This window comes from Rhodococcus yunnanensis NBRC 103083, from assembly GCF_001895005.1.
Classification (GTDB): domain Bacteria; phylum Actinomycetota; class Actinomycetes; order Mycobacteriales; family Mycobacteriaceae; genus Rhodococcoides; species Rhodococcoides yunnanense.
The window spans coordinates 98,236-111,809 of the sequence record NZ_BCXH01000010.1; the positions used below are offsets into that span (position 1 = coordinate 98,236).

16 protein-coding genes are annotated in these 13,574 nt (G+C 63.9%); 7 read left to right on the forward strand and 9 right to left on the reverse strand.

Annotation, left to right across the window (positions count from 1 at the left end; genetic code table 11):
- Positions 1-69 precede the first annotated feature (69 nt).
- Genes RY1_RS16955 through RY1_RS16965 form a run of 3 tightly spaced genes read right to left on the reverse strand, consistent with a single transcriptional unit; the run spans position 70 to position 2,892 of the window.
- The gene (locus RY1_RS16955; RefSeq protein ID WP_072805061.1) at positions 70-1,125 is read right to left on the reverse strand and encodes a PDR/VanB family oxidoreductase; all 1,056 of its coding nucleotides are present in this window, start codon (positions 1,123-1,125) and stop codon (positions 70-72) included.
- Positions 1,122-2,000, reverse strand: coding sequence for a metal-dependent hydrolase (locus RY1_RS16960; RefSeq protein WP_072805063.1), 879 nt, complete (start codon positions 1,998-2,000; stop codon positions 1,122-1,124). Before RY1_RS16960 ends, RY1_RS16955 begins: the two co-directional genes overlap by 4 nt.
- Complete coding sequence (locus RY1_RS16965; RefSeq protein WP_072805065.1) at positions 1,987-2,892, reverse strand: alpha/beta fold hydrolase; 906 nt, start codon at positions 2,890-2,892, stop codon at positions 1,987-1,989. Before RY1_RS16965 ends, RY1_RS16960 begins: the two co-directional genes overlap by 14 nt.
- A 134-nt stretch (positions 2,893-3,026) precedes the next feature.
- Here RY1_RS16965 and RY1_RS16970 point away from each other — a divergent pair, with 134 nt between their 5' ends.
- Complete coding sequence (locus RY1_RS16970; protein ID WP_072805067.1) at positions 3,027-3,695, forward strand: TetR/AcrR family transcriptional regulator; 669 nt, start codon at positions 3,027-3,029, stop codon at positions 3,693-3,695.
- Positions 3,696-3,898: 203 nt separating this feature from the next.
- Positions 3,899-4,318 carry a GNAT family N-acetyltransferase gene (locus RY1_RS16975; RefSeq protein WP_072805068.1) on the forward strand — a complete coding sequence of 140 codons (420 nt, stop codon included), beginning with the start codon at positions 3,899-3,901 and terminating at the stop codon, positions 4,316-4,318.
- Positions 4,319-4,579: 261 nt separating this feature from the next.
- Here the strand turns inward: RY1_RS16975 and RY1_RS30155 are convergent, their stop codons facing one another.
- The 4 genes from RY1_RS30155 to RY1_RS16990 are packed head-to-tail and all read right to left on the reverse strand — an operon-like array spanning position 4,580 to position 7,973.
- A complete protein-coding gene (locus tag RY1_RS30155) occupies positions 4,580-4,756 on the reverse strand; it encodes a hypothetical protein (protein ID WP_169914736.1) in 177 nt (58 codons plus the stop codon).
- Positions 4,757-4,801: 45 nt separating this feature from the next.
- Positions 4,802-5,623, reverse strand: a complete 822-nt coding sequence (locus RY1_RS16980; protein WP_072805070.1) for a carbohydrate ABC transporter permease — start codon at positions 5,621-5,623, stop codon at positions 4,802-4,804.
- A complete protein-coding gene (locus RY1_RS16985; RefSeq protein ID WP_174565405.1) occupies positions 5,620-6,669 on the reverse strand; it encodes a carbohydrate ABC transporter permease in 1,050 nt (349 codons plus the stop codon). The genes RY1_RS16980 and RY1_RS16985 overlap by 4 nt, the downstream gene beginning before the upstream one ends.
- 32 nt (positions 6,670-6,701) lie before the next feature.
- Positions 6,702-7,973: an ABC transporter substrate-binding protein gene (locus RY1_RS16990; RefSeq protein WP_072805071.1), complete on the reverse strand. Its 1,272-nt coding sequence runs from the start codon at positions 7,971-7,973 to the stop codon at positions 6,702-6,704.
- Between the two features lie 187 nt (positions 7,974-8,160).
- Here RY1_RS16990 and RY1_RS16995 point away from each other — a divergent pair, with 187 nt between their 5' ends.
- The 5 genes from RY1_RS16995 (at position 8,161) to RY1_RS17015 (ending at position 12,434) form a co-directional block, all read left to right on the forward strand.
- Positions 8,161-8,979 carry a DUF2786 domain-containing protein gene (locus RY1_RS16995; RefSeq protein WP_072805073.1) on the forward strand — a complete coding sequence of 273 codons (819 nt, stop codon included), beginning with the start codon at positions 8,161-8,163 and terminating at the stop codon, positions 8,977-8,979.
- 77 nt (positions 8,980-9,056) lie between these two features.
- Positions 9,057-10,238 carry a sensor histidine kinase gene (locus RY1_RS17000; protein ID WP_072805074.1) on the forward strand — a complete coding sequence of 394 codons (1,182 nt, stop codon included), beginning with the start codon at positions 9,057-9,059 and terminating at the stop codon, positions 10,236-10,238.
- The gene (locus RY1_RS17005) at positions 10,235-11,242 is read left to right on the forward strand and encodes a DUF8320 family protein (protein WP_245819711.1); all 1,008 of its coding nucleotides are present in this window, start codon (positions 10,235-10,237) and stop codon (positions 11,240-11,242) included. Before RY1_RS17000 ends, RY1_RS17005 begins: the two co-directional genes overlap by 4 nt.
- Before the next feature lie 7 nt (positions 11,243-11,249).
- On the forward strand, positions 11,250-11,744 hold the full coding sequence (locus RY1_RS17010) for a TfoX/Sxy family protein (protein WP_245819713.1): 495 nt from the start codon (positions 11,250-11,252) through the stop codon (positions 11,742-11,744).
- Between the two features lie 39 nt (positions 11,745-11,783).
- Positions 11,784-12,434 carry an O-methyltransferase gene (locus RY1_RS17015; RefSeq protein WP_072805075.1) on the forward strand — a complete coding sequence of 217 codons (651 nt, stop codon included), beginning with the start codon at positions 11,784-11,786 and terminating at the stop codon, positions 12,432-12,434.
- Position 12,435: 1 nt separating this feature from the next.
- Here RY1_RS17015 and RY1_RS17020 read toward each other — a convergent pair whose 3' ends face one another.
- Both RY1_RS17020 and RY1_RS17025 read right to left on the reverse strand, forming a co-directional pair.
- On the reverse strand, positions 12,436-13,062 hold the full coding sequence (locus RY1_RS17020) for a VOC family protein (RefSeq protein WP_072805077.1): 627 nt from the start codon (positions 13,060-13,062) through the stop codon (positions 12,436-12,438).
- A 1-nt stretch (position 13,063) separates the two neighbouring features.
- Entirely contained in the window at positions 13,064-13,474 is a 411-nt protein-coding gene (locus tag RY1_RS17025; RefSeq protein WP_072805078.1) for a VOC family protein, read from the reverse strand.
- Positions 13,475-13,574: the final 100 nt, after the last annotated feature.

The window sequence follows — 13,574 nt, forward strand, 5'->3', positions numbered from 1 at the left end:
CCCGTGACGCTCCTATCGGCGTCGCGGGCGGAAAGGCGGCTTCAGTGTGTCATGGGCGGCACGGCCGCTTCAGAGGTCCAGGGTGACCTTCTCGCCGCCGGATCGCTCGGTGCACAGCAGCATGCCGTCCGATTTTCCCTCGGCGCGCACACGGCAGGTACCGCAGAATCCCTGACGGCACGAGTAGGCGAGGTCGGGACGAAAAGGCATGACCGCGTCCAGGATCGAGATGTCCGGCGGAACGGTGACAATCTCACCGGTGCGCGTGAGTTCTACCTCGAATTCCACTCCGTTCACGATCGGAGGGGCCGAGAACCGCTCGAAATGGAACTCGGAACCGGGATGGACTCCCTGGTTCAGTGCCCCGATCATCGGCATCGGACCGCATGCGTAGATCGCGGACTTCTCACTCGATCCACGGAGAAGTGTTGCGGCGGAGGGAAGTCCGTCGACAGTGTCGGTCACGACTGTGACGCGGTCGCCGAACTCACCGAGTTCATCCAAGAACGGCAACGAGTCTCGGCTACGGCCGGTGTAGACCATCGACCAGTCCAGGTTCAAGCGATGAGCCAGCCGCATCATCGGCAGAATCGGAGTGATTCCGATGCCGCCGGCAACGAAGTGCAGATGGTCGGCATTCGAGCCGTGCCCGGGTACCGCGAACGCGAACGCATTGCGCGGCCCTCGAATCGTCAGCCTGGTCCCGACGGGCAGCTCGTGCATCTCGACCGATCCTCCACCGCCACCGGGGATGCGCCGCACTGCAATTCGATATCGCGACGACAGTGCAGGATCTCCGCACAGCGAGTACTGACGGAGACGGCCTGACGGCATCTCCACATCGATGTGCGCCCCTGCTCGCCAGGACGGCAGCTCGCTGCCGTCCGGTGCGCAGAGGAAGAAACTCACGACATTCTCGTCGTACGCCTCGATCCTGCGTCCGACGATCACTACCGGGAAGCGGCGATCGTTCGCCTCACCGACGACGTCCTTTCGGTGCAGGATCCGCAGAGAGTGCATGTGCGCGTTCATCAAACGTTCGAGAACACGCAGCAGCGGATCCCGCTCGCGGCGGCCGTAGAGATCGCCGGGAAATGCGTCGGGAACGGGGAACGCGACATTCATCGCAGCGCAGCCCGTGCCGCGGGGGACTTCGCGAGATAGGCGACGGCCTGCGCGGTGCTCCCTTCGTTCTCGGGGGAGTACGACGGTTTCAGATACCGTGCAACGCCTTTCGTCATGCGTGCGAGGGAAGGAAGGGCTCCCCGACGCGTCGCGGCCATCCACTGGAACCACAGCGCGAGATATCCACGGTCCTTCAGACTCGGGTCCTGGCTCACGATGAACCGGGTACCACGCAACAGCAGCACGATGAATCCGAGAAAGGCGATGAGCATCGAGAGATTTCGCCGGAAGTAGCCGACGCCGAAGTACACCGCGACATCGTGAGCAACGTTGCGGTGCTCCACTTCCTCGGCGCCGTGCCAACGATAGAGGTCGATCATGTTCGCATCACCGCCGAGCTCGTCCCACCTGGAGTTCAGCGCGTAGTCACCGAGGAACGCCGTCAAGTGCTCGATCGCCCCGATCAGCGCAATCCGTTCCACCAGTTGCTGTTTCTGCCCCCTGGGCGACATCGCGGGACGTGGGCCGAGCACCTTGCGCATGAGATATTCCGCGTGCGCCGTAAACGGCCGCGGGTCGACGCCGTGTGCATCGAGGTAGTCGTGGAGCACCACATCGTGAGTCTCGGCGTGCATCGACTCCTGGCCGATGAATCCGAGAACGTCCTCGCGCAGTTTGGCGTCGGCGATCAACGGAAGAGCCTCGGTGTAGGTCGCGCAGAACCACCGTTCACCCTCCGGCAGAAGCAAATTCAGCGCGCTGACGGTGTGCGACGCGATCGGCTCCTCCGGCATCCAGTGCAGCGGCGTATGTGTCCAGTCGAACTTCACGTTGCGAGCCTGTAGTGAGACCTCGCCGGGATCATGCTCGAACACGTTCGATCCTTCCGATGAATTCAGTGGTGGCAGCGGCAACGAGGTGCGGATCCTTCAGCGGTAGCCAGTGCCCCGATCGCACGTCGGTACGGCTGACTACGGGCGCCCAGCGCTCGATACCGTCGAACGACGCGGGCCGGATCGCCGGATCGCGTCGTGTCACCAGAAGATGCACCGGGACATCGGTGTAGCGCTCCTGCGGCCGGAAGACCTTCTGCACGATGTTCGCCCGATAGATTCGAAGACCGCCGATCATGTCCTGCCGGAGAGTGGGCGCGAAGTGCAGATTCCGCTTGTCCACCCGTTCGACGATGCGCAGGCTCAGCGCCCAGATCCACCGGCGTCCGAAGACCCGAAAGAACAGTCGCGGCAACGGCCCCGCCATGAAGAACAGTGTGTACGCGCCCGAGAGAAGCTGAGTGACGAGCTGCCACACACCTTTCGGAGTTCGAGGTGCGCGGCGCATCCACATCCCCATGTGATCGAGACTCGGCCCCGAGATGGACGTGAAGGACGTGATGCGCGTCTCCGCACCCGGCTCGCAGATCGCTTCCCACACCTGCACCGAGCCCCAATCGTGAGCAAGGACGTGCACAGGCGTCGAGCCCGCCACTGCGTCGACGACGGCCATGAAGTCGGAGGCGAGTTGCTCGAGCTTCATCTCCGAGGTTGTTCCCCGCCCGGTCGACTCGCCGTGCCCGCGTGTGTCGTAGGTGATGATGCGGAAGTTCGGGGCCAGAAGCGGCAGCACACCGTCCCACAGATGGTGAGTGTCGGGCCATCCGTGCACGAGCACGAGAATCGGTCCGTCGGGATTTCCCTGCTCGAACACTGCCAGCTCGGCGCCGTCGACGGACACCGACGTGCCGCGGCGTGTCTTGTCGATCGTCATACCCTCTCCCACTCCATGTAACCGGCGGTACGAAAAACGTTACCCTCGGTACGCCTGTAGCCAAGAGTCACGGATCTGTGCCGCCATGTCAAGGCTCACGGCCATCTACCAGCGGTAACGAATACACTGTTCCAATGCCGACGCCACGAGATCCGGAAGCCCGAAGAACTCGCGCCAGGGAAGAATTCGTCGACGCGGCATTTCGGGTCATCGATACACACGGCCCCGCCCCGAGCATGAACGACATCGCCCACGAAGCCGGCGCCACCAAGCCGAGGCTGTACCGACAGTTCGCCGACAAGGCCGATCTCTACAGCGCAGTCGCCCAGCGAATGGCCGACGAGGTCTACGAGCTGGCCGTCTCGGACTTCAACTTCCTGCTCGACGCTCCGGTCTCCGCCCTTCGCCACGCACTGACCGGGTACGCCGACGTCGTCTCGCGCCACCCCAACGTCTTCCGATTCCTCGCCCAGTCCCGCTCGGCGTCGGAGGATCCGACGGTCGCACCCCCACTCGACATCGGGCGCGACATCGCGACCCGGTTCTCCTCTGTCGCCGAGACGATCCTGAAATCGGTCGACGCCGACACTGCGGGAATCGACTACGCCTGCCGCGCAGCCGTCGGCGCGGTCCTGGCCTCGACGGATCTGTGGCTCGACGACCCCTCACTGGACGCCGCAGACTTCGTCGACCAGCTCACCGATCTGGTCTGGGGGTTGCTCGACGCCTTCCTGCGACGCAAGAAAATCGACCTCGACGGTGACGAGCCGATCTTCATGACACTGGCGCGGTTGAAGGGCTGACGGGCTGACGGGCTGAGTGCGCTGAAGGACGGTAACGGTGACGCAGCGCTCCCCCTCGCAAACGCATATGCATTTGCTTGGGAACAGGGGAAACTCCCAGCACAATCCGCAAACGCACGTGCATTTGCGAGGGAACAAGGGAAACTCCCAGCACAATCCGCAAACGCACGTGCGTTTGCGAAGGCGGAGGAGGGTTGAACGATATGGTCGAGTACCGCAGACTCGGACCGAATGACGCCGACGCCGTACTCGCGGCACCGCACCTGTTCGACTCGCCGCCGACACGTGAGTGGACCGAGCGCTTCCTCACCGCGGGCGGGCACCATCTGATCTTTGCTCTCGACGGCAATACTGCTGTCGGCTTCGTCTCGGGCGTCGAGATGGTGCACCCCGACAAAGGTACGGAGATGTTCCTGTACGAACTGGGCGTCGACGACGCGGTCCGCGGGCGCGGCATCGGACGGGGCCTGGCGTCCGCGCTCCTCGACGTCGCAAGGGAATTGGGGTGCTACGGCGCGTGGACCGCGACCGAAGACGACAACACTCCGGCCCTCCGGACGTATAGGAGTGCGGGCGCGTCGGCAGAACCGGGTTCGACCGTTCTCGTCTGGGAGTTGCCCTAGGCCGCCAGGCTGCCCCCCGACCCCCGACCCCTGCGCAAACGCACGTGCGTTTGCGCGGGAGCAGGGTGAACCCCCAGCACGGTCCGCAAACGCACGTGCGTTTGCGTGAGGGCAGGGTAATTCTCCAGCAAAGTCCGCCCCCAGTCCGCAAATGCATATGCATTTGCGCATGAGCAGCAGCAACCCCCAGCCGGACCCGCAAATGCATATGCATTTGCGTGGTGTGGTGTGGCGTGGCGTGGTGTGGCGAGGGAGGTGTGGTCAGGCCCTGATCTTGCGGACCACGAAGGCCAGGGCACCGAGCAGGGCCAACAGAACAACAGACGCCCAGACGCTCGGATCCCCGCCGATGATCCCGGCGACCGCGGCGATGAATGCCATGAGCGCGAAGAACCCCAGGATCCCCGCGAGCAACTGGAGGTGATCCTGCGCCGTCACAACAACACCCCCGTCACAACAACACCCCGGTCACAAGAACCCCGGTCATGATTTCACTCCGCCGGCGGTGAGGCCGGAGATGATGCGGCGCTGGAAGATCAGCACCATGATGACCAACGGAATCGCGACGATGGTGCCCGCTGCCATGATCGCCGCGTACGGCACCACGTGTGGGTCGTTGCCGGAGAAGCGGGCGATCGCAACCGTCACGGGTTCGGTCTTGTCGCTCGAGAGCTGACTGGCCAGAAGGTATTCGTTGACCGCGGCGATGAACGCGAGGATCGCGGTCGTGAACAGGGCAGGCGCGGCAAGCGGCAACATGACCAGACGGAAGGCCTGGAACCGTCCGGCACCGTCGATGCGCGCGGCTTCTTCGAGCTCCCAGGGCAATTCGGCGAAGAATGCGGCCAGGGTGTAGATCGTGAGCGGCAGCACGAACGAGATGTTCGGGATGATCATTGCCTGGTAGGTGCCGATCCAGCCGATGTCGGTGAAGAACTGGAACAGCGGTGTCACCAGGGCGACGACGGGGAACATCGAGGCGCCCAGCACGATGCCGACGACGATGTACTTGAATCGAAAGTCGATACGCGACAATGCGTATGCGCAGAAGATGCCGATCACCAGGGCGATGAGCGTTGTGGCGCCGCCGATGATCAGGCTGTTGACCACCGCTCGAACGAAGTTGTTGCCGTTGCTCGTCGAGAGTGCGTTGGAGAAGTTCTCGAATGTCACGTGCGTCGGCCACGGCGTCGTGTCGAACGTGTAGCGCGGGTCACGGAACGCCGTCACTACCATCCAGTAGAACGGCGCGAGCCCCCACACGAGGATGATCGCGACACCGAGATATATGCGAGCCGTCTTCATCGGACCACACCCCTACGCTGATTCTCCTGCGTCGCAACAGCATTTGCGCCGAGGAACTTCACCAGGATGAACGCGACGACGAAGATGAAGATGAACGAAATGGTGGACAACGCGGCAGCGCTGTTGAACCCTTGCCGAATCTGATCGACGACGAGGATCGAGATGGTGCGTGTCGCCGGATTGCCCTCGGTGAGGATGGCGGGAAGGTCGTACATGCGCAGGGCGTCCATCGTCCTGAACAGGATCGCGACCATCAATGCCGGCTTGACCAGAGGCAACGTGATCCTGGTGAAACGCTGCCACGCGGATGCGCCGTCGACGCGGGCGGCCTCGTACACATCGGCCGGAATCATCTGCAGGCCTGCGAGAACCAACAGCGCCATGAACGGTGTGGTCTTCCAGACGTCGGCGATGATGACGGCGAACCGTGCAGGCCAGGCGTCGCCGGTCCAGAGGATCTGGGTTCCCAATAGTTTGTTGGCGATGCCGTCGTACGCGAAGATGAAGTACCAGAGCTTCGCGGTGACGGCCGTCGGAATGGCCCACGGGATCAGAATCGCAGCGCGCAGCAGCGCACGGCCCGCGAAGGTCTTGCCCATGATGACGGCCATGGCGAATCCGATGACCACTTCGATGGACACGGTCACCACGGTGAAGAAGGCCGTGTTTCCGACCGCTCCCCAGAACTGGGAGCCGAGAGTGCCTGGCGGACAGGGGACCAACGTTCCGGACGCCGATGTGCACTGCTGCAGTATCCAGTGCGTGTAGTTGGAGAAGCCGGCGCTGCCGCCCTTGACGAACATGCCGGTCGCCGGGTCGAGACCAGCGTCCTTCTGGAAGGACATGATCACGGCGCGCACGACGGGATAGGCGATGACGACGGCGAGTATCACCAGCGTCGGTGCGATGAGCAGCCACGCTCTTCCGGAACTGAGCCCGAAGCGCTTCTTCTTGTCGGTGCGTCGATGCTCACCGCGGCCGGGGGCAGTGCCCCCGGCCGCGGTTGCAACAACAACCCCACTGGTGCCACCAGTAGGTAGAGCCATGTATTTCCTCCTCGAGGACCGAACGCGGACCTCTAGTTGGAGCTTGCCGACTCGATTCCGGCCTGGATGTCCGCGATCGCCTGGTCGACGGTCTTCTCACCCTTGATGGCAGCGAAGGTGTTGTCCTGCACAGCCTTCGACACGGCGGGGTAGAACGGAGTCACCGGGCGCGGAACAGCATTCTCGATCGAGGCCTTCAAAGCCGGGAGGTACGGCATCTCGGCGATGAGGGCCGGGTCGTCGTACAGCGATCCAAGCACGGGAGGCAGTGCGCCCTCGGCGATGATGCGCTGAGCCTGCTCGCCCTGCAGGAATCGCAGGAAGTCCGCAGCGGTCGCCTTGTTCTCGGAGTACGCGCTGATCGCTGCGTTGTAGCCGCCGAGCGTCGAGGTGCCGACACCGGTGACGCCGGGCAGCGGTGCAACCGCGTACTTGCCAGCGACGGCAGAACCTTCCTTGGCAGCGGTGCCGTAGACGTACGGCCAGTTACGCAGGAAGAGCGCCTTGCCGTCCTCGAATGCCTGCTGGCTCTCCGGCTCCTTGAACGTGGTGTCCTGTGCCGGGATGACGCCCGACTCGAACGCGGTCACCAGCGCCTGCAGTCCTGCCTTGGCCTCGGGGCTGTCGACGGTGGGCGTCTTTCCGTCCGGACCGACGAACGATCCGCCGTGTGCGTTGATGATCTCCGACGCGTTGACGGTCAGGCCCTCGTAGGAGGCGAACTGTCCGGCATAACAATCGATGTCGTTCGCCTCCGCGATCGCGCAGTTGGCGTTGAGCTCGGTCCACGTGGTGGGAGCCGTCGGCACCAGGTCGCTGCGGTAGAACAGCAGGCCGCCGTTGGTGTTCTTCGGGGCGGCGTACTGAGTGCCGTTGTAGGTGGCGCTCTCCACCGTCGAGGGAAGGATGCCTGCATTGTCGAGTGCGAACTCGCCTTCGAGCGGAACGAGCCAGCCCTTGGCCGCGAACTCGGCGGTCCAGATGACGTCGAGGGCCATCACGTCGTAGTCGCTCTGCTCTGCCTGCAGATGCTGGACCAGGTCGTCGTGAGCCTGATCGGCATCGTTCGACTGTTCCTTGAACGTGACCTGCTCGTCGGGGTGAGCGGCATTCCACTCGTCGACGATCTGCTTGACGACCCCGGTTTCGGTGGTGTCCTTGCCCTCTACATAGGTGATGGGGCCGCGACCATCGGTGTTCTCGGATGCGGAATCGCCCGAACCGCTGTCGCTGGAACACGCGGTGAGCGTCAGCAGCGTTGCGGCTGTCGCCAGCACCGCAGCCTTCGAGATCAAAGACGCCATTTGTTGTCTCTCCACTTGCTCGTGCACGGTGTATGCGTGGGGATACTCACAGCGGAATACCGAGTGTGCTGCCCCCGACGCACATGTCGATACGCACTGTGACACACAAATCACCCACACGAGGTGATTCCGGGCCAGCTGAATCGGTCAACCGCGGTTGTCGGTGCCGGGTTGTAGCCTCTGCCGGGTGAGTTCCGAGAAGATGCTGACCCGTATCGGCGGACTGTTGCGACAGGCGGAGTCGACCGACAATCCACACGAAGCCGAAGCGTTCATGGAAGCCGCCCAGCGACTGGCGACGGCAACGTCCATCGACCTCGCCGTCGCGCGCTCGCACAGTGCGTCGCGGGAGAAGCAGACGGCCCCGGTCCAACGGGTCGTCAAGATCGGCGAGCCGGGCAAGCGTGGCCTCAAGACCTATGTGCACCTGTTCGTCGCGATTGCCTTCGCCAACGACGTCAAGTGCGATGTCGCAGCGTCGTCGACGCAGGTGTTCGCGTACGGCTTCGAATCCGACATCGATACGTGCGAGGCGCTGTACTCGAGCCTGCTCATCCAGATGGTGCGTGCCTCGGATGCCTACATCAAGTCGGGCGCCTACAAGAACGAAACTGCGGTTCGGACGGTCACGGAAGTCATCGGTCGACGACGGTACAAACGACAGGAGACCGTCGTCGTTGCTCCCGTCACCGCGCGGTTGAACTTCCAGACCGCGTTCGCCGAACGCATCGGCAAACGCCTGGATTCGGTGAAGAAGGAGGCCGAGGCCACGGCCATCACCGAGGAGAGGCCCGAGACAGGCACGGCACTGGTATTACGCAACAAGGAGATCGAGCTACGCGACTACTACTCGACCACCTCCACCGCGCGCGGGACGTGGCGTCGGCAGTCGGCCAACGCGGGTTACTCCCGCGGCGCCCGCAGCGCGGGTGACCGTGCCGGACGGGCAGCGCGGCTCGGAGGTGAGGCCGAGATCAGCGGGGCGAGGGGGCAACTGGAACGATGACCGTCGCGGTCGATGCCGGACGTGCAGGTAGCGTTGCCGAGCGTGTGTAAAGAAAGCTCGATGCGGCGGCGAAAGCCGTGAGCGACGCACTGGTGGACGAGACCAGGCCCGGCGATCGCATTCGAGTTCTCATCGCGCGTCTGCTCGGCGTGGGTTTCATCGCGTATCTGCTCGTGTCCTTGTCCGGCATTGCCGAAGGTGCGCAGATTCTGGCCTGGTGGTGGACGCCACTCGCGGTCGCGCTCGTGTTCGTACCCGGCATCGGCCTGTTCGTCGCCACGCTTGCGGCCCCGTCGTGCATTCCCATGGCAGCAATCGCCTCCGCGGCCGGTATTCCGCTGGCAGCTGCTCTGTGGCTGGTCGCATGGGACGGAGACACGCTCGACGGTGCTGTACGGGGTACCTGGTTGTCGGCCCTCGGCGGTCTCGCAGGCCTGTGCGCCGCGCTCGTGTGGCGGCCGCTGGTGACTCTCACCGTGCAGTTCGTTGCAGCCATTTCGGTGGCGACCATCGATCAACTGGGAATGTTCGGACGCGACGCATCGCTCGCCGACCTCTTCTACGCCGGTGTCTGGGCGTTCGGATTCACCGCGCTCCTCGCGGGAGCAGTGATCATGGCGTTGCGCACGGGAACCGTCCTGGACGCCAACCGGCAGCTGCTGGAGCGCTCCGCCGCCGAAACTGCCGCGGCGCAGGCGCGGGAACACGAACGCTCACGGTTCGATGCGTTGATTCACGATCGGGTACTCACCACGCTCCTCGCCACCACACACCCCGATCACGATGGTCGACTCGCAGGTGAAGCCCTGACCACGATCGCCGAACTCGATCTCGCAGCACAGGACTCCGAACGCGGCGGCGACATTCTTGCGCCCAGGCTCGTCGAACAGCTCTCGACCATCGTCGACGATCTCGGCGAGACCGTGTCGGTGACCGTCGAGGAAGCCGCATCCGCGTATCCCGCTGCCGTGGCCTCGGCAGTCGGCGGTGCGATGGCCGAGGCATTGCGTAACAGCATTCAGCATGCAGGTCCTCGACATGGACGACGCGTCGCGCTGGATCTGTATCGCGACTCCGTTCGTGTGATCGTCTCCGATACCGGACGTGGGTTCGATTCGGCGGCAGTCGGTCCCGGAAGACTCGGTATCGACGTCAGTATCGTGCGTCGAATGACGACCCTCGACGGCGGCAGGTCCGAGATCGACAGTCGGCCCGGTGCAGGAACGACGATCGTGCTCGAGTGGTCGAGGCCCTCGTGAGAGAACATCGCGGGCAGGCGCGGCTGCGGAACGACGCGTCGACCATCATCGGAATGCAGTCCAGGGGCGCGTACGCCGTCACCGGATTGTTCGTCGCCGCGGCAGCGGTCGCCATGTTCGGGCCCGCAGGCGGCACAGCCGCCGAAGCGATCATCGTCGCACTTCTCGCCTTCGGTGCGATTCTGCTGATCGCCGTGCCGGGCGATCCGTTGCCGAGGTGGTGGGCGCTGTTGATAGCCGCGCTGCCTGCCATCCAGGTGGCGGTGTTGCTGACAGTCGTCGACACCAGCGCAACGCAATCTCAGGCGGTGACCACCACCGTCGGCAGCGGGGCAGCGCTGTGCGCGTTCCTGTGCGTCCGCGGCAGGGTGGTCCCGGGCTGGGCGGGCGAAGTCGGCGCGTTTGCCGTGTACTGGGCTGCGTCGCCCGATTTCTCCGGGGCGGCGTCGACATTCGTGACCTGTATGGGTGTCATGGTGTCGGCGACCTTCTTCGCGCACGTCGTCAGGCCTGCGGCAGCTTCTGTCTATGCACTCCGCGAGGAGCGAGCGCGCAATGTCGCGGACAAGGCCGCAGCCGACGCCGCGCAGGATGAACGTGGGCGGCAGCTTCGTCGGCTCGACGCACTCGCGCGACCCGTGCTCGGACGCATCGCCGAATCGACCGTGCTCGACGACGCCGCCAGGTGCGAGGCGCTGCTGGTCGAGGCCACTCTGCGAGACAGCATTCGTGCACGATCGCTCGACGTCCCCGACATCGCCGCGGCCGCACGGGCCGCGCGGACACGAGGCGTCACCGTCACACTGCTCGACGACGGTGGACTCGACCAGTTCGGCTCCGACGTCGCGGACCGGATCCGCAGTGCCGTGGTTCACCGACTCGACTCTGCAACATCGGGTTCCATCACCGCGCGCGTACATCCACCAGGCCGGTCGACCCTGGCGACCGTCGTCGTAGCCGAGGACGATCACGTGGAGAGGTACGAGTTCGAGGCTCCGATCTAGTCGGAACGTGAACACAGGCCGCCCGATCTCGGTGCGCCGCAGTACCGAATACGATGTCGGCGCCGAGATCTCGGGCAGTCCTGTACACATTTGCAATGTCGTCGTCGAATTCGACGACGACGGACTGTTCACCGGTCTACCGATACGTCCGTCACGGCGGGCGCATAATGGCTGTGCCATGGCCTACGACGTCGAACTCGCCGATCGAATTCGTGCTGCACTCACCGAACAGCCGTCGGTCGTGGAGAAGAAGATGTTCGGTGGCCTGCAGTTCATGGTCGCCGGCAAGCTCACCGTCGGTGCGACCGTCGACGGCGAGCTGTTGATCAAATGCGATCCCGCACGGACCGAAGAACTCGAGACACGGCCGGGCGCTCAGCGCGCTGCCATGCGCGGGCGAACGATGAGCAACGGCTGGATCACGGTCACCTCCGACGGCTGTGCCGGTGACGATCTAACTTTCTGGATCGGCGTCGCATTGGATTTCCGCCGGCAGAAATAGAACACCGAACTGCCAGGGAAGTTGTCTACCCTTGCCACCATGACGACGACTTTGGATTCCGATCCGCTGGCAAGCACACTCCGGCAGCTGTACGCCGCCGCCGACGCACAGCGGCGAGGACCTCGGCGCCGACGCGAGAGCGACAAATCTCGCTCTGCCCAGCAGCGCGCCGACGACGCCAGCGAGGTCTACATGCCCATCGATCCCGATGCCGGACGGCTGCTGTACTCGCTGGTCCGCGCTACACAACCGACCGTCGTCGTCGAATTCGGTATGTCGTTCGGCATCTCGACTCTGCACCTCGCCGCTGCTGTTCGCGACAACGGTTCGGGCAGAGTCGTGACGACCGAGCTCAGTGCCGACAAGGTCGCGGCGGCACAGGCGACATTCGATCGCGTCGGTGTGTCCGACGTCATCGAGGTTCGCGTCGGCGATGCTCTCGACACTCTCCAAAACATCGATTCCCCAGTGGGTTTCGTACTTCTCGACGGCTGGAAGGAGATGTACCTGCCGGTGCTGAACTTGCTGGAGGACCGCCTCCCGAGCGGCACACTCGTAGCTGCCGACAACGCAGGTCACGCCGAGACCGGCGCGTATCTCGACCACGTACGTGACCCTGCTCATGGTTACGTCAGTTTCAACTTCCCCTCCAAGCAAGGAGACAGCATGGAGCTGAGCCTGAAAGCCTGAGCTACACAGGCGGCGTGACGGTCTGGTCGGCCTCCCAGGTGAATCCGTCGGGGTCGGTGAACTTTCCGGCGACGCCACTGATCGCGATGCGGTGAGATCCCGTACCACTCGGATCGAGACCCGCATCCTTCGCGAGAGCAGCACGACCGTACAACGCGAGCTTGACTGTTTTCGGCCGGCTCGCGAACTCGACGTACTTGCGCCCGTAGCTCTTGGAGACTTCGAGTCCGCGGTCGAGGTAGAACTGCTTGCTCGCCTTGACGTCCTCGACACCGAGCAACAAAACGAGGTCGTCGAACTGCCGGGTGGACGGCCCGGTGTTCTTCTTCGATGATGTCGCGACCTTCCAGATCGCACCGTCTGGGGCCTGTACAACGCCGCCGTAACCCCAGAACCCCTTCTTCACCGGTTTCAGGACGGTGGCGCCGGCGTCGACGGCGGCGCCGATGTAGGCGTCGACGATGTTCGGCGCAGACACCACGAGCGAGAGTGTGTAGCTGCGGAATCCGGTGGTCGGCGCGTCCGTGGCTCGGACGTCCACGTGCTCGCCCACACCGAGGGCGCCGTAGAAGGCTTCGGCGGCTGCGGGATCGGATACTTCGAGTGTCACGGTTTCGATCGAGTTCATTTCAGCGCACCTCGTTGATTCGAATCAGGTTTCCTGCGGGATCGCGCACCGCACAGTCCCGAATGCCGTACGGCTGGTCGATGGGCTCCTGGACGATGTCGACTCCGCTCGCCTCCAACTTCGCGAATGTGGCGTCGAGGTCGGGGGTGGCGAGGGTCAGAATGGCGTAGGTTCCCTTGGCCATCATCTCTGCGATGGTGCGCCTCTCGTCGTCGGTGACACCTGGATCTGCTGCAGGCGGGTGCAGAACCAGTGATGCACCCGGTCGATCCGGATGGCCGACGGTGATCCAGTACATGCCGTCGTAGCCGACTTCGTTGAGGACCTCGAAACCCAGCGTGTCACGGTAGAACGCCAGAGATTCCTTGTGGTCGTGATGTGGCAGGAACGCCGAGTGAATGGTGATGTTCATGTCGATGACGTTAGTTGTCTGGTCAGGATCGGTGCTTCTCGATTCCTGATCGATCGCACATCCCCGTGCGATCGCACGCCGCCCGAGTCGATCGATCTTT